General features: G+C 66.1%; 14 protein-coding genes. 8 read left to right on the plus strand and 6 right to left on the minus strand.

What is annotated here, in order from left to right; genetic code table 11:
* Positions 1-78: 78 nt before the first annotated feature.
* A complete protein-coding gene (locus OEX18_09445) occupies positions 79-324 on the minus strand; it encodes a hypothetical protein (protein ID MDH4337481.1) in 246 nt (81 codons plus the stop codon).
* A gap of 73 nt (positions 325-397) precedes the next feature.
* The gene (locus tag OEX18_09450) at positions 398-1,603 is read right to left on the minus strand and encodes an aminotransferase class I/II-fold pyridoxal phosphate-dependent enzyme (protein ID MDH4337482.1); all 1,206 of its coding nucleotides are present in this window, start codon (positions 1,601-1,603) and stop codon (positions 398-400) included.
* 93 nt (positions 1,604-1,696) lie between these two features.
* Here OEX18_09450 and OEX18_09455 point away from each other — a divergent pair, with 93 nt between their 5' ends.
* On the plus strand, positions 1,697-2,569 hold the full coding sequence (locus tag OEX18_09455) for a polysaccharide deacetylase family protein (protein ID MDH4337483.1): 873 nt from the start codon (positions 1,697-1,699) through the stop codon (positions 2,567-2,569).
* On the opposite strand, the gene OEX18_09460 is transcribed toward OEX18_09455, so the two are convergent.
* The 3 genes from OEX18_09460 to OEX18_09470 form a co-directional block, all read right to left on the minus strand.
* The gene (locus OEX18_09460) at positions 2,557-3,483 is read right to left on the minus strand and encodes a UbiA family prenyltransferase (GenBank protein MDH4337484.1); all 927 of its coding nucleotides are present in this window, start codon (positions 3,481-3,483) and stop codon (positions 2,557-2,559) included. The genes OEX18_09455 and OEX18_09460 overlap by 13 nt on opposite strands.
* A gap of 74 nt (positions 3,484-3,557) precedes the next feature.
* Positions 3,558-4,646: a DUF4388 domain-containing protein gene (locus OEX18_09465; protein ID MDH4337485.1), complete on the minus strand. Its 1,089-nt coding sequence runs from the start codon at positions 4,644-4,646 to the stop codon at positions 3,558-3,560.
* 24 nt (positions 4,647-4,670) lie between these two features.
* Positions 4,671-6,515, minus strand: coding sequence for a tetratricopeptide repeat protein (locus OEX18_09470; GenBank protein ID MDH4337486.1), 1,845 nt, complete (start codon positions 6,513-6,515; stop codon positions 4,671-4,673).
* Positions 6,516-6,727: 212 nt separating this feature from the next.
* Between OEX18_09470 and asnS the strand changes: the two genes are divergently transcribed.
* The 5 genes from asnS (at position 6,728) to OEX18_09495 (ending at position 18,195) form a co-directional block, all read left to right on the plus strand.
* Positions 6,728-8,035, plus strand: coding sequence for an asparagine--tRNA ligase (gene asnS / locus OEX18_09475; GenBank protein MDH4337487.1), 1,308 nt, complete (start codon positions 6,728-6,730; stop codon positions 8,033-8,035).
* 83 nt (positions 8,036-8,118) lie between these two features.
* Positions 8,119-11,583, plus strand: coding sequence for a T9SS type A sorting domain-containing protein (locus OEX18_09480; GenBank protein MDH4337488.1), 3,465 nt, complete (start codon positions 8,119-8,121; stop codon positions 11,581-11,583).
* Positions 11,580-14,861: a hypothetical protein gene (locus OEX18_09485; protein MDH4337489.1), complete on the plus strand. Its 3,282-nt coding sequence runs from the start codon at positions 11,580-11,582 to the stop codon at positions 14,859-14,861. The genes OEX18_09480 and OEX18_09485 overlap by 4 nt, the downstream gene beginning before the upstream one ends.
* 32 nt (positions 14,862-14,893) lie before the next feature.
* Positions 14,894-17,575 (plus strand): hypothetical protein, encoded by a 2,682-nt coding sequence (locus OEX18_09490; GenBank protein ID MDH4337490.1) that lies wholly within the window; start codon positions 14,894-14,896, stop codon positions 17,573-17,575.
* Positions 17,576-17,616: 41 nt separating this feature from the next.
* Positions 17,617-18,195, plus strand: a complete 579-nt coding sequence (locus tag OEX18_09495) for a YdeI/OmpD-associated family protein (GenBank protein MDH4337491.1) — start codon at positions 17,617-17,619, stop codon at positions 18,193-18,195.
* A 12-nt stretch (positions 18,196-18,207) separates the two neighbouring features.
* Here the strand turns inward: OEX18_09495 and OEX18_09500 are convergent, their stop codons facing one another.
* A complete protein-coding gene (locus OEX18_09500) occupies positions 18,208-20,082 on the minus strand; it encodes a sulfatase-like hydrolase/transferase (protein ID MDH4337492.1) in 1,875 nt (624 codons plus the stop codon).
* Positions 20,083-20,289: 207 nt separating this feature from the next.
* Between OEX18_09500 and OEX18_09505 the strand changes: the two genes are divergently transcribed.
* Together OEX18_09505 and OEX18_09510 are read left to right on the plus strand one after the other, a co-directional pair.
* Positions 20,290-21,774 (plus strand): alpha/beta hydrolase, encoded by a 1,485-nt coding sequence (locus tag OEX18_09505; GenBank protein ID MDH4337493.1) that lies wholly within the window; start codon positions 20,290-20,292, stop codon positions 21,772-21,774.
* 456 nt (positions 21,775-22,230) lie between these two features.
* Positions 22,231-22,980, plus strand: a complete 750-nt coding sequence (locus tag OEX18_09510) for a GEVED domain-containing protein (protein ID MDH4337494.1) — start codon at positions 22,231-22,233, stop codon at positions 22,978-22,980.
* Position 22,981: the final 1 nt, after the last annotated feature.

Raw genomic sequence — 22,981 nt, forward strand, 5'->3', positions numbered from 1 at the left:
CTGCACGACCCCTTGTGGTTGTCGACACCAACAGAAGGGTTGCGAGAAAAGCCGCATGGACGCCGACGCGTGCGCAGCTCACAACTGCGTCCCGAAGCACCAGTACATGGCTTGGTTGCGGGCATACGTGTAGGCAACAGTCTCGTAATAGCAGTTCTGTCCGGGCGTCGATCGGCACACATCAAGATTGTAGGCCGCAAAGTTGTACGCGATCAGGGAAGCTGTGCACGTATTCATTCCGGGGGCCGGGTACATCGGCTCATCGGCAGGAGTCGCGACGGCCATAGTGCAGAGAGCAAACAGGAGAGCAAGGGAACGCTTCATAACTCAAGCCTCCTCTCGGAGGATGCCACTCTTGGCTGCCTCAAAGAGCAGTCTATCCCGGTTGGCCCGGTTGTCAACGGGCGGTGTGCGCGCCCTGGTCGAACTTGAAGCCGCTCTCGCGCACCTTCTTCAGGAGGCGCGCGATGCGGTCCTCGTCGATCACCATGGAGATGCGCATGAAGTCCTTGCAGTGGCTGCCGAACGCGCTCCCGGGCGAGACGATGACGCCCGTGTCGCGGAAGAACTCCTTCGCAAACACGCCCGCATCCGCGTAGCGCCTGGGCACGCGGTCCCAGATGTACATGGCCGCGCGCGGCGGGGTGAGGTGCCAGCCCAGTTGGCCGAATCCCTCGATGAACAGGTCGCGCCGCCGCCGGTATTGCTTGCGCTGCGCCTCGGCGTAGTCCGTGGAGCTGTTGAGGATGTCGGCGCCGGTGCGCTGGATGGCCAGGAACTGGCTGAAATCCATGTTGGCCTTGATCTTCACCAGGTCGGCGATGATCTGCGGGTTGCCCACCACCCAGCCCAGACGCCACCCGGCCATGTTGTAGCTCTTGGAGAAGGAGTGGAACTCCACCGCCAGCTCCTTCGCGCCCGGGAGCTGCATGATGCTCGGCGTGGGCGTGCCCGGCTCGAGCGCCAGCTCCGAGTAGGCAAGGTCGGAGACCACGATGAAGTCGTACTTGTCCGCCAGTTCCAGCGCCTTCTGGTAGACCGGGAGTTCCGCGGCGGCGCCGATGGGGTTGTTGGGGTAGTTGAGGAACAGCAGCTTGGCCTTGTCCCACGCCGATTGCGGTACATCGTCGTAGTCGGGCAGGTAGTTGTTCTCCGCATGGAGCGGCAGCTCCACCACGTTGGCCTCCACGATCTTCGCCGCACCCAGGTAGGCCGGGTAACAGGGCGTGGCAATGACGACGGTGTCGCCGGGGTTGATGTAGGCGAGCATCAGCTTGGCGATGCCCTCCTTGGAGCCGATCAGCGGCAGCACCTCGCCGTTGGGGTTCACGGTGACGCCGAAGCGGCGTTGGTACCAGTTGGCGACGGCCTTGCGGAACTCCGGTGCCCCGTCGAAGGGCGAGTAGCGGCTGTTGTGCTCCTGCATGGCGCGGACATGTTTGTTCAGCATCTCGAAGATGTCGCCGTGGGGCGGCTGGTCGGGGCTGCCGACGCCCAGGTCGAAGATGTCCTCGGCGGGACGCGGGTCCTTGCGCTTCATCTGCGCGATTTCCTCGAAGATGTAGTGGCCGGATGAGACAATCCGGTTGGCTGGCGTGATCATGAAAAACCTCCGACTTGTGTGTGTGGATTATGATGGAACGCCAACCAGATTAACAGCTTTGCGCGACGGCGTCAAAGGTCGTAGACTTCGCGGATGCTGCCGCTCCTGGCTGTCGCCGCCGTCCCGCTGGCCCTGCACGCGGTGTGGCGCATCCGCTACGGCTACCCCCCGCAGACACTCCCGCGCGTGCTGTGTTTCCACAAGATTTCGCGGCGCTTCTGTCTGGAGGGGACGTGGACCACGCCGCAGCGTTTCGCGGCGATGATCGACCGCCTGCTCGAACGCGGCTGGACCTTCATCGACGAGGCGACGTTCCTGCATTCGCTGGAGGCGCCCGACCCGGCCAATGCGCGGCGCGCGTTTCTCACCTTCGACGACGGCTACGCGCACCTCGCCGACACGGCGTTTTCCGTTCTGGCCGAGCGGGGGATTCCATTCCACGTCTTCCTGGTGACGGACTACACCGGGCGCGACAACACCTGGGACCTCGGGCTGGGGCGTCCGCGCTTCCGCCACCTGGACGATGGCGTCATCCGTGAGATGGCGTCGGCGGGGGTGAGCTTTGGGTCGCACTCCGCCGCGCATGCGGATCTCACCCGCCTCCCGGACGCAGCGCTGCGAGATGACCTCGCGCGCTCGCGCGACGAAGTCGCCCGGCTGGCCGGGCGCCCGGCGCGCACGCTGTCGTATCCGTTCGGCATATATAATGACGCGGTCCGACGCGCGGCGGCGGAAGCGGGCTACGCGGCCGCGTTCTCGCTGTATCCCGCCCACCGCAACCGTATCGTTGACCGCCACGCGCTTCGACGTGATGCGGTGTACATCATCGACCCGGTGTGGGGTGTCGAGACCAAGCTTCGTCCCGGCCCCCTGTATGGACTGGAGGAGATGAAGTGCCGCGCCATCAACGCGGTGGCGCGCCTGACCCCGCTGCTCAAATCAAAGCGCGCGTCTCAGCCGGGGTAGGCGAGGCCGAAGCGCGCGCGGTAGTAGGCGCGCGCCGCCACCAGGACGGGGAGCAGCAGGAGCAGCATCAGGGGGTCGCGCAGCACGGCGGTGAGTGCTACGATTACGGTCATCCACTGCACCGCCAGCGAACTCGCGCGCGCGCGCGCGGCGCGCATCAGCACCGGGCCCATGCGCTGCGCGCGTTCGATGAAGATGGCCGCGGTCACGAAGCCCAGAAAGCCGGCCAGGGTGACCAGTACCGGGAAGGCCCGCGTGCCCCGCTCGAGAAACGAAAAGGCCGCGTCGCCCAGCGCACCCAGCGCAAACAGCACCGCGACCCATGCCGATACCCGCACCCCCACCGCGACGGTGGTGGTGCGCTTGCCCGTCGCCGCGTCGCCGTCCACGTCCAGAATGGTGGTGTGCAGGAAGGTGGCGCCCACCAGGAACACCCAGGGGATCCCGTTGCGCCACGCGTCGGCGAAGTAGTCGCCGTGGCCGGTGGCGCCGATGACAAACGCGAGACCGCCGTATCCGAGCGCGTTGGCGGCCAGGTCGAAGTAGGGCCGCGCGCAGAAGCGCAGCGGTGGTAGTGAGTAGGTGGTGGCGAGCAGGAAGGCGAGGACAATGGGAAAGCGCTGGCCGGGCACGACGCGCTGATAGAGCAGGGATGCGGCGGCGAAACACACCAGCGCGATAGCCACCATGGTGCGCATGCCAAACAGGCCGCGCGTGAGGTAATGGCCCTTGTCGTTGAGGGCGTCGCTGTCGCGGTCGAAAATCTGGTTGAGCACGTAGGCGCAGGCCAGCACGGCCGAGAGGCACCAGAAACCGGTGTCGGCCAGCACGGTGGCGAGAACGACGTCGGGGGCGGAGTGGGCGCCGAGCGCATAAAAAGCCCACGCGGGCACGAGGATCAGCGGTCGCAGCACAAACACGAAATCCGCGATCCGCAGCAGCGTTCGCGTCGTGCGAGACGGGTGAGATTGCAGTGCGTGCGTGAAAACTAGAGCAGGGTATAGGCGGTACCGTCGCGCGTCAACTTGTATCGCAGGTCGAGGTCCGCCGCGCGCTGGAGCGTATGGTTGTCCACGAAGCCCTCTTCGCGCAACGTCTCCAGGGTGGCCGGGTACGCGCCCATCTCGGCGCGGAACGCCTCCACCCCGAAGCGAACGTGGTACTCGATGCGCGCCCGTGCGGCGGGATCGCGGGACACGACGCCTTCGCGCGCGATGCGCGTGACGTGATCGGTGTTGCGCCACGCGCCGAACATCAGGCAACTGGCGAACATGAACATGGCCGCGACCATGGTCATGGGGTTGCCGCGCTTCTTGTGGCGCACGCGCGCGGCGATGGTGCCGTCGGCGGTGAGGCCGCTTTGCAGATCCTCCGCCACCGCGATGAGCCCCTTCTCCTTGAGCAGCTTGAGGGCCTCGTAGACGTCGAAGGAGGGCAGTTGTGCCCGCGCCACGATGTCGCGCACCGTGCGCGGCTGGTCCAGCAGCGCCAGCACGGCGGTCTCGCTCTCCATGGTTTCGGCGTCGGCCTCCGGCTTGCGTCCGCTGGCCGAGATGCGCACACCGTCGGCCGGGAAGGTTTGCAGCAGCATCGGGTACTCGTCGATGCGGCGCATGCACTCCATCAGCAACGGCTCCACCGAGAAGTCACCCATGGTCTTGACGCCGGACACCACCTCGTCGCCGGATACAAACTTGTAGGAGAGCTGGTCCCAGGTGATGACCTCGTGAAGCGCTTCCTGGATGTGGTTGCGCCAGTGCCGCTTGAGCCGCTTCTCGTCGAAGATACCCTCGGAGATGATCACGTCCAGCAGATCCAGCTTTGATTGCGAACTGATCTGCGTGATCTTGGCCAGTTCCTCGCGCTTCAGGCAGCCGTAGCGCGTCAGGTAGTCGCGGAAGGGGTCGCGCGTCTTGCTGCGGCGGTCCCGCGTGGAGATGATCTTGCCGTCGCGGAAGAACAGCACCGACGAGCGGTCGCTGGCGGTGACCGACAGCATCCCGGTCTTCTGCTGGACCGCGATCAGCTGCAGGATCTCCTCGAGACCGAACGAACTGAGATTTCCTTCGAGCGCCATGGTGTGTCCTGTTGTCTTCCGCCGCTAGGCCGAGGCCTTGTTCGACTCCGGTTCATTGTTGCGCGGGCGCGAAGTCCCGATGCGCGTGTTGCGTACTTCGTAACGCTGGTTCGCGGTGAGGGCGACCCAGTAGGAGATTGCCACGCCCAGCCCGGGCACGATCCACTTCCACAACGGCGTGGGCGTGGACAGCGAGTTCCAGTCGGGAACCAGGTAGCCGCGTGTCCACAGCATCAGCGCCGAGAACGAGAACACGGTGGCGATGAAGAACCCGCGCGCGAAGCGGCCAAAGAAGATGTGCCGCAGTCCCGGAACCCAGATGGTGAGCCAGCGCGTCGAGCGCCGGCGCTTGATTACCACGGACTGGCGGCGCTGGCGCAGGAGCGCGTCGAGAACCTTGTCCGACGAGACGCCCACCACCGCGTCGTTGCACGTCTGGCATATCACTGAGCCGCGCGCGTCCTGGCAGCAGCCGTCGCAGGTGAGGTCGCCGCAATTGGCGCACTGGAAGGCGAGCTTTCCGGGGCGGGTGAGCCGCTGCACCCCCACCACCAGCACCAGCGACACGGCGGCGATCCAGAAACTGATGCGCGCCGATTGTCCGGTGACGCTGGCGATGACGCTGGTGAGCAGCGCCGGGTTGTGATGACGTCCCTCGATGCCCGCCATGTGCCACAGGTCGCCGCTCGAGTAGGGCCGCGGATAGATGGGCATGCGATCCCGTGCGGGTCGCGCGATGGACCCGATGACGCCCTCGACGTTGAGCTGCGATGCGCGGTTGAGCGCGCGCGACGACTCGCTCATGAGCAGCGTCTTGATATAGGCCTGGGCCAGGTTGTACTGCGCAACCGCGTCGGTCGAGTCCGCCTGTTCCGCCTTGCGGTATCCCTCCAGCGCCTTCACGTACTGCCCGTTGAGGTAGTACACGTTGCCCAGATTGATATAGCTGATCGCGACCCCGGGCTTGATGGAAATGGAGCGCAGGAAGTGCGCGGCCGCGTTCTCGGTGTCGCCGGCGCGCGTGGCCAGCAGGCCCAGCGCCGCCTGGCGCTCCGCCTCCAGACCCTCGGCGCGGGCGTTGGCGAGTGCCCGCGTGAGTGCTTCGTCGGCGGGTGAGTCGTTGGCGCGCGCGATCAGAGAGACCAGGGAATTCGGGTCGGCCACCGTGGAGTAGCGATCCATGACGGGTGCAAACCAGGCCAGCGCGGCGAAAGAGGCCATGATGACCATCGACATCACCCGTTCGCGCCGTTGCATGAACGGCCACGTCAGCAGCATCACCATGGCGGCGGCGGTGGCGAAGCCGGGGAACAGGGCGAACGGCGTCAGTATCACCAGCAATGCGGTCATGCGCGGGCCGACCGCGTCGAACCGTTCCTTGAACATCTCCGCCACGCTGTGGGCGATGAACGGGAAGTAGCGCACGGCGAGTGCGATCCACACGATGCCGCTGGCCAGAATGAGGACCAGCGCGAGGGTGACGACGGAATTGATGGCCAGGAAACGCTGCGACTCGAACGTGGTGGCGGCAATCACGACACCCTGCACGAAGTGATAGACGGCCTCGGGGTTCATTTCCCGGGCGCGCACGCGGGCGAGGGTGAAATGGGCGTCCGCAAAACGCGGGCGCAACTGGAGTGCGTTCTGCAGGTGGGTGGCGGCGTTGTCCCGTTCGCCGCGCTCGATCGCATCCAGCGCGTACTGGTACTCGATCACGGCGGCGACACGCAGGGTCACCGCGCCGTAGTTGAGTTCCTGCTGCTGGTAGCGGGCAAATTCTGCCGGGCCGGCCGGGGCAACCGCAACCCACAGCACGGCGATCGCGCACGCGCTGCAGATTGCAACCAGCGTACGTCGGGTGCGGCTCATCGGGGAGCTGCCTTCCCGAAGCTTGATGTTGGATTCATGCGTGTTCCGGCCTCTCGGCGGCGTCGATCGCCGTCCTAAGTTCTTCCGTGCGAACGCGATTCGGCAAGAAGCGTGCCGGGGAACCGACCCGGTCAGCGGTGCCGCTCCGGGCCGCGGGGTGCCGTTTTCGCGCCATTGTGACCGGGGCCCGGCCCGTGATATAAACAACCTCTATGTCATCACTTCCCGTGGTCTATATCAGCGATCTCCGTGCCCACGCCGGCCAGCCCGTCGAGCTGCGCGGCTGGGTGTACAACACCCGTTCCGGCGGGAAGATCCGCTTCCTCATCCTGCGCGACGGCACCGGCTACCTGCAGTGTGTGGCCAGCGCGTCGGACGTGAGCGAGGCCGACTTCGAGACGCTCGGGCGCCTCACCCAGGAGTCCAGCGTGGTAGTCACCGGGGTTCCGCGCGAGGACAAGCGCGCGCCCGGCGGCATGGAACTGACGCTCAAGAGCGTGCGGCTGGTGGGCGCGTCGGACGGGTTTCCGATCACGCCCAAGGAGCACAGTTCGACCTTCCTGCTCGACCACCGCCACCTGTGGCTGCGCAGCAAGAAGCAGCACGTGGTGCTGCTGGTGCGCCACCACACGGTGAAGGCGATCCGCGACTACCTCAACGACCACGGCTTCGTCAACCTGGACACGCCCATCTTCACACCCAACGCGTGCGAGGGCACCAGCACGCTCTTCGAGACCGACTACTTCGGCGACAGGGCCTACCTGTCGCAGAGCGGGCAGCTCTACAACGAGGCCACCGCCGCCGCCTTCGGGCGCGTGTACTGTTTTGGTCCCACGTTTCGCGCCGAGAAGTCAAAGACGCGCCGCCACCTCACCGAGTTCTGGATGGTGGAACCCGAGGTGGCGTACATGGAACTGCCGGAGCTGATGGACCTGTGCGAGGACTTCTTTTGCTACGTGACCGGCCGCGTGCTGGAAGCCTGCGGAACCGAGATCCGCGACGTGCTCGAACGCGACACGTCGAAGCTCGAAGCGGCCATGCAGCGCCCCTTCCCGCGCATCCATTATAAGGACGCCGGCAAGTTCCTCCTGGAGAAGGGGCTGCCCTTCGAGATGGGGGGCGATTTCGGGGCGCCCGACGAGACCGCGCTCACCGAGGCGCAGGCGACACCCATCTTCGTGCACCACTTTCCGACGGCCATCAAGGCGTTCTACATGGAGCCGGATGCGGCCGAGCCCGAGTACTGTCTCTCGGTGGACATGCTGGCGCCCGAAGGCTACGGGGAAGTCATCGGCGGGGGACAGCGCACACCCGATCTCGATCTGCTCGAGCGCCGTATCAAGGAACACAACCTCCCGCGCCAGGCCTTCGAGTGGTACCTCGACCTGCGCAAGTACGGAACCGTCCCGCACTCGGGCTTCGGCATGGGTGTGGAGCGCACGGTGTCCTACCTGTGCGGGCTCTCCCACCTGCGCGAAGCCATCCCGTTCCCGCGCACGATCAACCGCCTGAATCCGTAGGACCACCGGCGCGGGCTCCGGTTGACCCGCCCATACGCTCGGGTGTAAAATTCCCCCTGGCCGACCGGACAGGAGCCCTCCCGATGTCGGACCCGGTCCCCGAGACTCGTGGTACCAGGCGCCTCCCTGCGAGACCGCAGACGTTCGCCGCCGCGCTGGCGGTTTGCCTTGCCCTCACCCCCCGCCCTGCCGCCGCCCAGAGTTCCATCGGTATCTACAGCGACGTTTCCGGAAGCTCGTGTTCGCTGTCCGACAACGGTCAGGGGTTCATCAACGGGTATGTCGTGGTGCGGCCGGGCCAGGAGGGGGTCTCGGCGGCTCAGTTCTCGGCCCCGCCACCACCGTGTTTTACCGGCACCTACGTGGGCGACCAGCAGGCGCCCGGAACGCTGGTGCTTGGCAACTCGCAGACCGGTGTCTCGGTATCGCTGCTGGTTTGCTCCGCCACACCCACCCACGTTCTCACCATCCAGTACTTCGGCTACGGCACCACGCCGGCGTGCTGCGAGTATCCAGTGCTGCCCGACCCAGCCGAAGACAGTGTGAAGATCGTCGACTGTTTCTTCAACGAAACGGCTGCGGCCGGTGTGGTGGGCCGCGTCAACGCGGACGGTTCCTGCCCGTGCGCGGGGAACAGCCCGCCGTTCCCGCCCGACAACCCGGTACCCGCCCACGCGGCGCAGGGTGTGAGTGTCTTGCAGACCCTCGGCTGGACGGCGGTCGATCCGGACGACAACATCAGCGAGTATCTCGTCCATTTTGGAACCGACCCGTCACCTCCCCTGGTTGCGAGCGGGTTGACCGCGCCGTCGTACGACCCCGGGCAGCTGGAGGAATTCACCGAGTATTTCTGGCGCGTGGTGGTGCGCGACCTGGGCGGGTTCGAGACCGCAGGCCTGACATGGCGATTCACGACCCGTGCGGCCAACTCGCCACCCGGCGAGCCGCGGTTTCCGATTCCCGAGGACGGCACCGCCGGCCTGCCGCTCGATCTGAGCCTCGAGTGGTCCGCCACGGACATCGACGGCGATGCGCTCACCTACGACGTGTACTTCGGCACCGAAGACACGCCGCCGCTCGTTTCCTCCAATCAGGGGGTGCCGAGTTACACCGTTTCCACGCTGGCGTACGGCACGACGTACTACTGGCGCGTGGTGGCGCGTGATCCGCCGGGCCACGAAACCTCGGGGCCACTCTGGTCGTTCGCGACACGGCCGGAGAACTACCCGCCCGGAACCCCCGCCAACCCGTCGCCGGCCAACGGTGCAACTTCACAGGCCATCGATGTCGCCCTGTCGTGGCACGCCGCCGACCCCGATTCCGATGCGCTGGTCTTCGACGTCTACTTCGGCGCCACGAATCCGCCGCCGCTGGTGGTGGCGGACCTGAGTGGCACGGCGTACCAGCCGGGTACGCTGTCGTTTGTCACCACGTACTTCTGGCGCGTGGTGGCGCGCGATGAGCACGGCGCGGTGCAGAGCGGTCCGATCTGGTCGTTCACGACGCGCCCGGAGAACCTGCCGCCGCTGGTGCCGGCCTCGCCCAGCCCGCCCAACAACTCGACCAACCGCCCGCTCGCGTCGGTGCTGGGGTGGCAGTGCAGCGATCCCGACGGGGAGGCGGTTACCTTCGACGTCTACTTTGGAACGGGATTTCCACCGCCACTGCTCGCTGCCGGCGTTGAGACAAACTCCTTCAGCCCGGGCACGCTCGCGTTTTCCACCCAGTACCGCTGGCGCATCGTGGCGCGCGACGAGCGTGGCGCGGAAACATCGGGGCCAACATGGACCTTTGCAACCAAACCCAACTCGCCGCCCGCGGCGCCGTCGAGCCCGAATCCCTCCAACAACAGCAGCAACCGCTCCGTGCTCACGACGCTCTCGTGGCAGTGCAGCGACGTGGACGGACACGCCATCACCTATGAAGTGTACTTCGGAACCGAGAATCCGCCGCCGCTGGTGGCCACCGGCGTGGAGACGCGGGCCTATGTACCGGGGACGCTGGCATTCTCGACGCGCTACTACTGGCGCGTGCGCGCGCGCGATGAGCTCAACGCGACCGCAATCGGAGCGCTGTGGACCTTCACCACCCGCTCCGACGGGCCGCCCACGGCTCCGGCCAATCCCGGCCCGCCCCACGACGGCGTCGCGCCGCCGACGGCCACGCTCTCCTGGACCTGCACCGAGCCGGACGGCCAGCCGCTCACTTTCGATCTGTACTTCGGGACGGTGTCGTCACCGCCGCTGGTGGCCACCGGACTTACCGAGCCGCAGTTCGACCCCGGACCGCTGACGATCTCGACGCGCTACTACTGGCGTGTGGTTGCGTCGGACGGGAGCCTGGTGGCAAACGGTCCGCTTTGGCGGTTTGCTACCGCTATTCCAGGCGACGTGAACATCGACGGCGCGATCACCGTGGCAGACGCGCAGTGCGCGTTCGATCTGGCGCTGTTGCGCTTGCCGGCGTGCGGCGCCGTCAGCAACCTGGAGTACGGCATTGCGGCCGCGGTCGACTGTAACACCATCGCCACCCCCCGCGATGCCCGCTGCATCCACAAGCACGCCGTGGACGGATCGTGTTCGTTCTGCGGGACGACGCCTGCGGCCGCGGTTGCACCGAACTCGCCGCCGGTGCTCAGGCAGGGGAGGACATACGAGGATGGCGACACGCTGGTGGTCACCGTGGATCTGGAGGGTGTTGCCTCACTGCAGGCGTTTGGATTCGAAACCTGGTCCTTCAACGCCACCCTGGTGCGCGTATCGCGCCGGGGACGAACCGCGGGCTTCGAGGCGCTAGGGGCTGGCGCAGCGAGGGTGGGGGGGTACACGCTCGACGGGGTCACGGCGATGACGCGGGAGCAGTTCATCCAGCTGCGGTATCAGGTCCCGCCCGGTGGCGCGTACATCTGGATCGACAGTTTCGTTGACGATCTGGCGGGCGCCGCGCCGCTGGAGATCTACTGGGGCGGGGGAAGCATTCCCGTGTTGATCTCACGCTTTGAAGGCGTGGAAACGCAAGCCGGCATCGAGCTGCGCTGGGAACTCGCCGGTGACGAGACTGCGGAGTGGTTTACGCTGTTGCGCCGGGAAGGATCGTCGGGGCAGCCCGTGTTGGTGGGCGAGGGGGCGCTTGCCGGTGCGAACGGTTCCTATCTGGATAAGTCGGTGGAGCCCGCCACCACCTATCACTACGAACTGCTGGTGCGCACACCCGGGGGAAACGAGTTCCGCTCGCAGACGGTGACCGTCACCACGCCGGGACGCGAGCTCGCGCTGGGGCAGAATCACCCCAACCCGTTCAATCCCACCACGGTGATTCCGTACACGCTGCCGGGCGGTACCTCAACGACGCGTGTTCGCCTGCTGGTCATGGACGTCTCGGGCAAGCTGGTGCGCACGCTGGTCGACGAGCCGCAAACGGGCGGCGTGCACGAGGCGATATGGGACGGTAGAGACGATCGCGCTGGGCCGGTATCGAGTGGCGTGTATTTCTACGTGCTGGATGCCGATGGCAAGCGCCAAACGAGAAAGCTGGTGTTGCTGAAATGAAGACACGTTCAATCCTGACCATCGTGACGGTCGTCGTGATGTCGTCGATGATCGTCGTTGATCCAGCGGGCGCACAGAGTTCCGTGGGCATCTATAACGACGCCAGCGGCAGCACCTGTTCACTCACCGCCCCGTCGTCGGGGCAGATCACCGCCTACGTGGTGGTGCGCCCCGGGCCCGGCGGCGCCACCGGGCTGCAGTTTGCCGCGCCCAAGCCATCCTGCTTCCAGGCCACGCACCTTGGCGACGTGACCCCGGCGGGTGTGCTGTCGATTGGAAACTCGCAGACCGGCATTTCGGTCGCGCTGGGTGGCTGTTTTGCACAACCGGTGCACGCGCTCACCATCGAGTACCTGGCCACCGGCACCACGCCCACCTGCTGCGAGTACCCCATCGTCAACGATCCGTCGGTGTCGGACATCCTGGTGGTCGATTGTGTGTTCAACGAGCTGGTGGCCACCGGCGTCGTCAGCACGTTCAACGCCGACCTCACCTGCCTGTGCAGCGGCAACAGCGCGCCCAACATCCCGGACAATCCCGACCCGGCAAACGGCGCGAACAATGTGGGCGTGCATGCCTCCCTGAGTTGGATCGCGACCGACATCGACAACAACCTGGCCGAGTTCGACGTGTACCTGGGAACCGACCCGTCGCCGCCGCTGGTTGCGACGGTGACCGAGCAAACCTACACGCCGCCGGCGCCTTTGACGGAACTGTCGACGCACTACTGGCGCGTGGTGGCGCGCGATGCGGGCGGCCTCGAACAGTCGGGCAGCGTGTGGACCTTCTCCACGCGCGCGCTCAATTCGCCACCGGAGCCGCCGTTCTCGCCCTATCCGTTCGACGGGGCGGAGGCGATTGCGGAGAACATCACCCTGATCTGGCAGGGGGATGACATCGACGGGGATACGCTGGTGTACGACGTGTATTTCGGCACCACGGCCACGCCACCGCTGGTCGCAACCAACCGGCCGGCCTCGTACACGCCTCCCACGCTGGCGTTCGACACCCGGCACTACTGGCGCGTCGTTGCGCGTGACCCGATGGGGCTCGAAACCTCCGGGCCGGTGTGGGACTTCACGACCAAGCTCGAGAACTACCCGCCCGGTCCGCCAAGCTTCCCGTCACCGCCCAACGCCGCCACCGGCATTCAGCCCGACGGCGTCAACCTGTCCTGGGTGGCGACGGACGCAGACGGCGACTCGCTCACCTTCGATCTCTACATCGGCACCACGCTGCCGCCGCCGCTGTTCGACACGGGGATTCCGACCATGAACTACGCGCTTCCCGGTTTGACGGGGGGCGCGCGCTACTACTGGAAGATCGTCGCCCACGACGATGTCACGGAGACGTCGGGGCCGGTGTGGTACTTCAACACCGCGGGTGTGAACCTGCCGCCGACGGCCCCCTCGAATCCGAGTCCCCCCGACAGTGCGATCGGCGTGGCTTCGCCCGCGACGCTGCAGTGGACCAGCACGGATCCCAACGGCGATCCGGTCCGGTTCGACGTGTACTTTGGCGACACCTCGCCGCCGCCGCTATGGCGGACGAACCTCGCGAGTCCCTCGACCGTCACCGGTCCCCTCGTGCCCGAGCGGCAGTACTTCTGGCGGGTGGTGGCGCGCGATTCACACGGGGCAGAGACCACGGGGGCACAGTGGAACTTCACCGCGAAGCCCAATTCGCCGCCGTTGCCGCCGTCGTCGCCAACGCCCGCGGACATGGCGACCAACCGGCCCATCAACAGCACGCTGGGCTGGCAGTGTTCGGACCCGGATCTGAACAGCATCACCTACGACATCTATTTTGGAACCATGTCGCCACCGCCGCTGGTGAAGACGGACCACACCCTGAGAAACTACGCGCCGGGGATGCTCGCTTTTGATACGGACTACTACTGGATGATCGTGGCGCGCGACGGCTTCGGCGCGGAGACGCCGGGTCCGCAGTGGACCTTCCGCACCGGTTCCAACTCTCCGCCCAACGCGCCGTCCAACCCGTACCCGGGAAACGGTGGAGTTTCGTCGACGTCACCCACGCTGTACTGGGTGGCGTCCGACCCCGACGGGCAGACGCTCACCTTCGACGTGTACTTCGGCACGGCGAGCAACCCACCGCTGGTGGCGCCGGGGCTGGTCAGCAGCACTTACCAGCCCGGCCAGTTGCAGGCCGAAGTGACGTACTACTGGCGCGTGGTTGCGTCGGACGGCGAGTACTCGACCAGCGGGCCGACCTGGTCGTTCCTGGCCGGTGTTCCGGTGGGTGGCGGCGCGAGCACGGTCGAGATCTACGCGGATCAGAGCGGCACCATGTGCAGCCTGAGCGACGTGACGTCGGGGCTGCAGTATGTGTACGTCTTCGTTCGGCCGGTGGGTGGTGCAACGGGGCTGCAGTTCTCCGCCCCGAAGCCCGACTGCTACACCGCCTACTACCTGGGCGAGGACGTCACGCCGGGCCTTCTTTCCATTGGGAACACGCAGGATGGAATCTCGTTGGCACTCGGGGGATGCGTGGACGTCCGCATGCCCGTCGTGACCATCGCCTACTTCGGTATCGGGACGACGCTGCCGTGCTGCGAGTACCCCGTACTGCCGGATCCGGGCAAGAGCGGTATCATCGTCGTCGACTGCTTCTTCAGCGAGGAGCCGTGTTCGGGGGTGTCGTTGACCATCAACGAAGCGGACTACTGCTCCTGCGGTGCGCTGCTTCCGGTGCTGATATCCAGCTTCGAGGCCCGCGCCGTCGAGGACGCGGTCGAAGTGCGCTGGGAGCTCGGCGGCGACGAGACCGCGGAACAGTTCACGGTACTCCGCCGTGCGGGCGACGCGACCAACCCGCAGGTGGTGGGGGAGGGTGCGGTGACCGGTGCATCCGGCTCCTACCTGGACACGTCGGTCGAGCCCGGTGTGACCTACCACTACGAGCTCGTGGTGCGCACGGCCGATGGCAACGAGTTCCGTTCGCCGGTGGCCACGGTGACCACGGCGGCCGTGGCGCTTTCGCTGGGGCAGAACCACCCCAACCCGTTCAACCCCACCACGGTGATCCCGTACACGCTGCCGGGTGGCGCTGCCACCGCGCGGGTGCGGCTGCTGGTGATGGACGTCTCCGGCAAGCTGGTGCGCACGCTGGTCGACGGGCCGCAGGCGGGCGGGTTGCACGAGGCGGTGTGGGACGGCCGTGACGACCGCGGCGGTCCGGTGTCGAGCGGCATCTACTTCTGCGTGCTGGACGCCGACGGCCAGCGCAACACGAGAAAGATGGTGCTTCTCAAGTGAGCGGACACCGTCGGAAACGGCCTGGCCGCGGGGTGGTCGCACTCCTCGTGGCCGGGGCGTGCCTCGCGTCGCCGCTTTCCGGGCCGGCGTGGGGACAGGCGTCCATCGGCGTCTACAGCGACCCCACTGGCGTCGGCTGCACGCTCAGCGATCAAACCACGGGACCGATCGCCTACTACGTGGTCGTGCGGCCGGCGCCGGGAGGCAGCACCGGCGCCCAGTTCGCGGCGCCGAAGCCCGCCTGCATGACGGCCAACTACGTCGGCGATTCCATCGCGCCCGGAATCCTGACCATCGGCAATTCACAGACCGACATCTCCGTGGCGTTGGGCGCATGCCTGACGGATCCGACACACGTCATCACCATCAACTACTTCGGCTTTGGCACCACGCCGGCATGCTGCGCGTACACGGTGATTCCGGCGCCGCGCAAGAACAGCGTCATCGTGGTAGACTGCGTGTTCTACGAGGCGGTTGGGACCGGTGTGGTGAGTTACATCAACGCCGATGAGTCGTGCGGCTGTGTGGGGAGCAGCCCGCCCGATTTGCCCCGCCAGCCAGACCCGCCATCGGGTGCCCAGCGGGTGGACGTGAATGCCTCGCTGAGCTGGGTGGGGACCGATGTCGACGACGACCTGGTCGGCTTCGACGTCTACCTCGGCACCAGTTCGCCGCCCCCGCTGGTTGCGACGGCAACCGAGCCGGAATACTCACCGGACCAATTGGCGCCACTCGCCAAGCACTACTGGCGCGTGGTGGCACACGACGCGGCCGGGCACCAGACCTGGGGCCCGCTGTGGAACTTCGAAACACGACCGGCGACTTCCACGCCGGACCCGCCACACCATCCGTTCCCGGCGAATGGGGCGTACAACGTTCCTATCAATGTTGCGGTTTCATGGGTGAGCGACGACGCCGACGGGGACGCGCTCACCTTCGATCTCTATCTCGGAACCGCCTTCAACCCGCCGCTGTTTGCCGCCGGTCTGCAGGAGCAGAGCCACCAGCTGCCGGAGCTGGTGGAGGGGATGCGGTACTACTGGCGGGTGGTGGCGTACGACGACACCTCGCAGGCATCCGGGCCGGTGTGGACGTTTGCCACCGAGGGCTATAACGGACCCCCCGCGGTGCCGTCCGCGCCGCAGCCGGCGCAGAACGCGAGCGGGGTTTCCGTTCAGGCCGACCTGGCCTGGCAGTGCTCGGACCCGGAAGGCGACCCGATCACCTACGACGTCTACTTCGGCACGACGTTCCCGCCGGTGCTCGTGGCGAGCAATCACGCGGCTACGTCGTTCCCACTCGACCAACTCGCGTCGTCGCAGTCGTACTACTGGCGCATCGTGGCGCGCGACATGCACGGGGCGGAGTCGGCGGGCCTGGACTGGACATTCACAACCGGCGTGAACGCGCCACCCAACCCGCCATCGCAACCGCGTCCGTCCAACAACGGATCGGCGTCCCTGTGGACCTGGCTGGGGTGGTCGGCGAGCGATCCGAACGGGCACGCCCTCACCTTCGACGTTTATCTGGGCGACACGTCGCCGCCGCCGCTGGTGGCGACGGGCATCACCAAGAAGTTCTACAATCCGGGCCTCCTGCAGGAGGGGGGTGTCTACTACTGGCGTGTGGTGGCGACCGACGGTGAGTTCGTGGTGAGCGGACCGGAGTGGACGTTTGAGGTGGTGCCACCGAGCCCGTCCTGCCGCGGGGGAAACATGGGCATCTACCCCGACCAGACCGCAGGGAACTGCAGTCTCAGCGATCAGATGTCCGGTCCCCTCGACGTGTATGTGGTGGTGAATTCGGCTGGCGTGACCGGCGCTCAGTTCGCCGCGCCCAAACCGCCCTGTTTCACCGGCGTGTACCTGGGTGAGGAACTGGGTGCGGGGTTCATTGCCACCGGAAACTCGCAGGATGGCATGACGGTGTCGTTTGACGGCTGCCTGGCTGGACCCTACACGACCGTCGTGACGATTCACTACATGGGCCTGGGGACCACGCCACCGTGCTGCGAGTATCCGCTGCTGCCCGCTCCCGGCGCGAGCCATGTCGTTCTCGTGGATTGCAACTTCGAAGCAGGGATGTGCTCCGGTGAATCGTTGACGATCAACGAGGACTGGAGTTGCTGGTGCGGCATTATTACGCCGGTTCTCATTTCACGCTTCGGCGCGTCGGAAACCGATGCGGGTGTCATGGTGACGTGGGAGCTCGGCGGCGACGAGACCGCGGACCAGTTCACGGTACTCCGCCGTGCGGGTGACAGCGTGGATCCGCAGGTGGTGGGGGAGGGTGACGTAGCGGGTGCCAATGGCTCCTACCTGGATACGACGGTCGAGCCCGGCGTGACCTACCACTACGAGCTCGTGGTGCGCACGGCCGACGGCAACGAGTTCCGCTCGCCGGTGGCCACGGTGACCACGGCGGCCGTGGCGCTCTCGCTGGGGCAGAACCACCCCAACCCGTTCAACCCCACCACGGTGATCCCGTACACGCTGCCGGGTGGTGCTGCCACCAAGCGGGTGCGGCTGCTGGTGATGGACGTCTCCGGCAAGCTGGTGCGCACGCTGGTCGACGAGCCGCAGGCGGGCGGGATGCACGAGGCGGTGTGGGACGGCCGTGACGACCGCGGCGGTCCGGTGTCGAGCGGCATCTACTTCTGCGTGCTGGACGCCGACGGAAAACGCCACACCCGCAAACTGGTTCTGCTCAAGTAGACGCCGCGGCGCCCGCTGGCTACAATGCGCGCATGCCCGAGCTGCCGCCCGTCCGCTATTTCCGCTCCGCCGCCGAGTTCCGCCGCTGGCTGGAGAAGAACCACGCGCGCGTGACCGAACTGTGGGTGGGCTTCTACAAGAAGGGTGTGGACCGCAAGGGGATCACCTACAAAGACGCCGTCGACCAGGCCCTGTGCTACGGCTGGATCGACGGTCTCCTCAAGCGCGTGGACGCGGAGAGTTACACCCACCGCTTCACGCCCCGCACGCACAAGAGCACCTGGAGCAACGCCAACATCAAGCGCGTGGGAGAACTCAAGAAGCTGGGCCTCATGGCGCCGGCCGGCCTGGAGGCCTTCGGGAGAAGGACGAAGGACCGTTCGGGTGTCTACGCGCATGAGAACCAGCACGTCACCCTGGCGCCCGCCATGATGAAACGGCTGCGCGCCGACAGGAAGGCGTGGGCGTTCTTTCAGGCCCAGGCGCCTTCCTACCGCCGGCTCGCCGCGGCGTGGGTGATGTCCGCGAAGCGGGAGGAAACCCGGGAGCGTCGCCTGGCGTCGCTCATCGAGGACTCCGCGCGCAACGCCTGGATCAAACCCCTGCGCTGGCAGAAGTAGGCACGCGCCGCCTCAGAACGGTGTGGCGGTGCGGTAGAAGCGGCGCATCTCGTCCATGGCACGCGCGGCAAGGTCGGGGGGAATGCCATCCACGCGAGCGTTAATGTCCCACAGTTTGTACTTCTGCACATACATGGGAAACACCGAATACACGTCGTCGTCGGCCACGATGGCGTGGTTGACGTAGCTGCTGATGACGAACGGGCGTGGGTCGGCCAGCGGTCCGTACAGGTTGAGCCCGTTGCTGTAGTCGCCCGCGTCCTGCTTGCAACCCAGGCCCTCCTGGATGAGGGTGGGGACGATGTCGATGTGGGCGGTGGCTTCGGACACCACGCGCGGTTCCCGCCACGGCACGTAGATGATGAGCGGCACCCGCGTCTGGTACCCGGTGAAGTTGCTGGTGTGCCCCCAGTAGTTGGCGTCGTTGTCGTCGAACTCCTCGCCGTGGTCGGACGTGATCACCACGATGGTGTTCTCCAGTATTCCCTCCGCCTCGAGACCGTCCAGCAGATCGCCCACCAGCGAGTCTACCCAGCCGACCGCGTTGTAGTAGTCGTTCAGGAACGCCTCCGGGTCCCGCTCGCGGTTGGCCAGGGCGATGTTGAGCTTCCCGGCCGGGGTAAAGCGCGCCGTGTCCTTGGGGTAGTAGTAGCTGAAATGTGTCGACTTGTAGAACGCAAACCCGAAGAACGGCCGGCCCGCGGCGTTGGCGTCCAACGCAAAGCGGTGCAGGCGCCCGGTGAGGTCCTGGTCCTTCAGATCGGCGCTGCGCCCCTCGAATTCCTCCTGCACGTCGATGCCGCGGAACATCCCGTCCTTGATCTTGTGGCGCTCGAAGTGCGAGTCGGCAAAGATCCCGAAGCGGTAGCCGTTCTGCTGCAGCACGTCGATCAGCACCGGGTTGTCGATGGCCGCGCAGTTGGCCTTCACCGCGGCCCAGTAGGTGGGGTGGATGCCGTAGAACACCGAGAAGACACCACTGGGCGTGGAGTTTCCCGAACTGAAGTGGTTGTCGAAGCGCGATGCGCGCGAGGCGAACGCGGCCATGTGCGGCGAGATCCGCTCGTTCATGGCGTCGAAGCGCCAGCTCTCCAGCAGCAGGAGGAGGATGTTGGGCCGCCGCGATACCATGGTCGAATCGCACGCCACGTCCCGCAGCGGGTAGTGCAGCGCCTGACCCGCATCGTCCGCCGATCCGGAGGTTTCCACGATGAGCGGCAGCCGGTCGGCGTACTTGAGCGCGTGCCGGTGCGAGGTGATGGGGAAGTAGAACGGGAAGCGCAGCGTCATGTCGGTGAAACGGGTGTCGTTGCGTTCGTAGGCGAGCACGTGCAGCGCCTGGCTGGCCGAATAGGACACCAACGCCACCAGGAATACCGCCGCGGCCAGGCGCCCCGGGTGCCGCATGCGGCCGGAAACGCGGAACAGGAATGCGGTGAGCGCGGTCACCGCGGCCACCACCGCGGCCGCCATGGCGATGGTGAGCCCCGAAATACCGATGCCGCTGAAGGACTGGAACGCGTACTCGAGCCAGAAGGCGTCCACGTGGAAGCGGTACACCCGGTAGATGGTCGCGTCGAACACCAGGTAGAAGAGCATCGCGCCGATGAGCGTGGCGCAAACCGTGCGCGCCACGCGCGGCCACGCGATCAACACCAGGAAGACCAGCGACAGGAAGACCAGCGGAACGAGAACATAGTAGCCCAGGAAGACGAGAATGGCGTACGCGCCGGCGGAGTTGAGACCGGTCGACGCGTCGAGGTAGCGGGTGAGCGCGAGCACCGCGAACGGCAGCGCCAGGCCCAGCAGCGCCACCATGCGCGCATAGGAACAGGCGCGCGTGGACACGCAGGCCCGCGCCGAGGCGAGATAGCTTGGGAGTTTCATATCGGTCTGGACCGCAGGCGGCCGCGGTTCGGGCTGCGGGGCACTGCAGGCTCATATTGTAGCGCCATCCGATTCGGCCGACACGCGAAAGTTTGGGCGCTGAGACGCGCGGGGCGGCGAAACCTTACCACGGATCTGCCGCGGCGTTCCTTCGCGGCTACACTGCCTGGTTGCATCGTGTTAGGATGCGGGCCGAGGAGGTCCTTCATGCACTTCGCCAGGCTTCTTGTCGTTTCGTTCCTCGCCGTTCTCCCGATGCGGTCCGCCGCCCAGGAGGCGGCGCAGGCGCCCGATTCCACCGCCGCCGACAGCGCCGTGGTCGTGGTGCGCAAGCCCACCATACCCATCGTCCCCTTCTTTATTGAGGGGATCGAGGACACCTTCCTGACCGCCACGCTCGAGGTGCCCGAGGACCGCTCGCAGCCGGGCGGGCGCAAGATCTCCCTGCACATCGTCATCGTTCCCGCCCTCGAAAAGGGCTCGGGACTGCCGCCGCTGTTCGACATCGCCGGCGGACCGGGTGTATCCGCCACCGCGGGTGCCGCCGAGTACGCCGGTGTGCTGCGCGTGCACCGCGAGCGCCGCCCCGTGGTGCTGGTGGACCAGCGGGGAACCGGCGAGTCCAACCCGCTGCGCTGCCCGGAACTGGAAGCCGTCTCGAAGATGGACGATATGTACGACCCCGACGCCGTGGCGCGTTGCCGCGACGAACTCGCGAAGACGGCCGACCTTTCGCACTACGGTACCATCGACGCGGTGCGCGACCTGGAAGACGTCCGCAACGCGCTGGCCTATGACCAGATCGATTTCATCGGCCTGTCATACGGCACCCAGGTGGTTCAGATGTACATGCGCGAGTACCCGGACAACGTGCGTGCGGCGGTCATGCTGGGCGCGGTTCCGCTGGGCGAAGAGATCCCGCTCCACCATGCCAACAACGCCGAGGCCGTGCTGCAGCGCATCCTCGACGACTGCGACAGCGACCCCGACTGCGGGCGCGCGTATCCGTCGCTGCGCCGCGAATGGTCGGAGTTGCTGGAGCGGCTCGACGCCGGTCCGGTCTTTGCGGAGTTCGTGGACTCGACCGGTGCGCGCAGCGTGGAGATCCGCAAGGGGCCCTTCTGCGAGGCGCTGCGCTCGCTGTTGTACGTGCCGCCCACGCAGCGGCTCATCCCGCTGTTGATCCACCACGCCGCCCAGGACGACTTCCGGCCTTTCCTGCAGATGGTACTCGCCGGCGGCGCGGGCGGTTCGATCGCCGAGGGAATGTATCTGTGCACGATCTGCCCCGAGGGGACCACGCGCATCGCGCCGGATGCGATCGACGCCGCCACGGCGCGCACCTTTCTCGGTCGCTGGCGGGTCGACCAGCAGATGGGTGCGTGCGCGGTGTGGGCGCTCGCGCCGGCGCCGGACGCGGACCTCGCCCCGGTCGTCGCGGAGGCGCCCACGCTGTTCATCACCGGGGGCATGGACGCGGTGACGCCGATTGCCTGGGCGCAGGAGATCTCGTCGCGCCTGACCCACAGCCTGGTGCTGGTAATCGACCATCTGGGGCACCATCCGGACGGCCTCGAGCACATGGAGTGCTACGATGCCGTCATCGCGCAGTTCTTCGAGAAGGGGAGCGTGGTGGATCTGGACACGTCGTGCTTCGACACCATGCTGCCGCCGCCCTTCGTGACCGAATAGAATAGACGCGTTCCTCTAACTTGAAATACGCCCCCTCCCGAAACCGGCGGAGGTTCAGTTGACGCGCGGGCCGGGGCATGGTATACCCTCTTTCTTGTAGTACCTCGGCTTGGCGATCTGCAGTTAAGGGCAAAGCAGTTTCAAAAGACCGGCTTCGGTCGGAACCGAAATCGAGCGTGCTAGCTGCACCATGCCCGGCGAACGCCCCACTCCATCAGACTGCCGTGCGCTGCTTCTCTGCGCAGTTCCACTCTCTCGCGCGGCAGGTTCCCGTCTAAGCATCCGTCAGGTGTCGATGTTCGCGCTTCGCGTTCCGATCTTGTGTTTCGGGTTCCGCCTCCATGTCCTTGCGTAACGCGCGGTGAAGTTCCGCCACGCGTGGCGGTATGACAGGGAGGGTGCGTAACCGATTCGGTTGCGCGGCGAATTGAACACCCAACCCCTTGGAGGACCACCATGACGGGGAACAGATGGGGTTTGCGCCTTCTCATCTTCCTCCTCCTGCTCGCGACGCCGCTTGCGAGCGCCCACGCCGTGACGAACATCTTCTTGTACGACGAGAGCGTGGCGGCGGATGTGGATCTGAACGCCTACCTGGCTGATGGCACTGTCAAGCAGCCAAACGGCAAGGGTTTCTTCAAATACGTGGATAAGACACCGGCGCCAGCCGAGTATCCCACGATTGCAGTCTCCGAGCAGAGTTTTGAACAGCTCGGGGCGTCGAACGCTGAGATCGATGGCGTCTGGTTCATCAATCACGGCAATTTCTATGTGCCCAACAAGAAAGCGCTCATCCTGTGGGTGGTCCGAATCCCGGACGCCTCCCTGCGGATGCCCGCTGAATTCCAGCAGGATCTGACGATCTCGATGTGGGTCGACTGGAACCAGGACGACAAATGGAAACCGGGAGAGCGGATGATCCACCATTCGTTCAACCTGGCTGACAGGTTCCCGGCCACGGACGACGAAATCGTGGTTTCGTATCTGACGTCGTTCCAGGTGCCGGATGTCACGGAGATCATGACGTCCAGCGCCAAGTACGGCAACTCCGGCAAGGACATCCGCCACCTGTGGGTGCGCGCCGTGGTTGCGTATGACGATGACGACATGAGTCCGGACGGCGCGCAGCTCTTCGGGGAGTACGAAGACTATCGTGTCTCCTATTACGTTCAAAACAAATTCATCGGCGATGGTGGATCGCGCTAGG

Source organism: Candidatus Krumholzibacteriia bacterium, assembly GCA_029865265.1.
Lineage (GTDB): Bacteria > Krumholzibacteriota > Krumholzibacteriia > WVZY01 > JAKEHA01 > JAKEHA01.

Coding starts and splice junctions, on each gene's coding strand:
- OEX18_09465 (MDH4337485.1), bottom strand. CDS start 4,646: ATGGCGCTCGAAGGAAATCTCAGTTCGTTCGGTCTCGAGGAGATCCTG.
- OEX18_09505 (MDH4337493.1), top strand. CDS start 20,290: ATGCACTTCGCCAGGCTTCTTGTCGTTTCGTTCCTCGCCGTTCTCCCG.
- OEX18_09450 (MDH4337482.1), bottom strand. CDS start 1,603: ATGATCACGCCAGCCAACCGGATTGTCTCATCCGGCCACTACATCTTC.
- OEX18_09510 (MDH4337494.1), top strand. CDS start 22,231: ATGACGGGGAACAGATGGGGTTTGCGCCTTCTCATCTTCCTCCTCCTG.
- OEX18_09470 (MDH4337486.1), bottom strand. CDS start 6,515: ATGAGCCGCACCCGACGTACGCTGGTTGCAATCTGCAGCGCGTGCGCG.
- OEX18_09480 (MDH4337488.1), top strand. CDS start 8,119: ATGTCGGACCCGGTCCCCGAGACTCGTGGTACCAGGCGCCTCCCTGCG.
- OEX18_09500 (MDH4337492.1), bottom strand. CDS start 20,082: ATGAAACTCCCAAGCTATCTCGCCTCGGCGCGGGCCTGCGTGTCCACG.
- OEX18_09485 (MDH4337489.1), top strand. CDS start 11,580: ATGAAGACACGTTCAATCCTGACCATCGTGACGGTCGTCGTGATGTCG.
- asnS (MDH4337487.1), top strand. CDS start 6,728: ATGTCATCACTTCCCGTGGTCTATATCAGCGATCTCCGTGCCCACGCC.
- OEX18_09455 (MDH4337483.1), top strand. CDS start 1,697: ATGCTGCCGCTCCTGGCTGTCGCCGCCGTCCCGCTGGCCCTGCACGCG.
- OEX18_09445 (MDH4337481.1), bottom strand. CDS start 324: ATGAAGCGTTCCCTTGCTCTCCTGTTTGCTCTCTGCACTATGGCCGTC.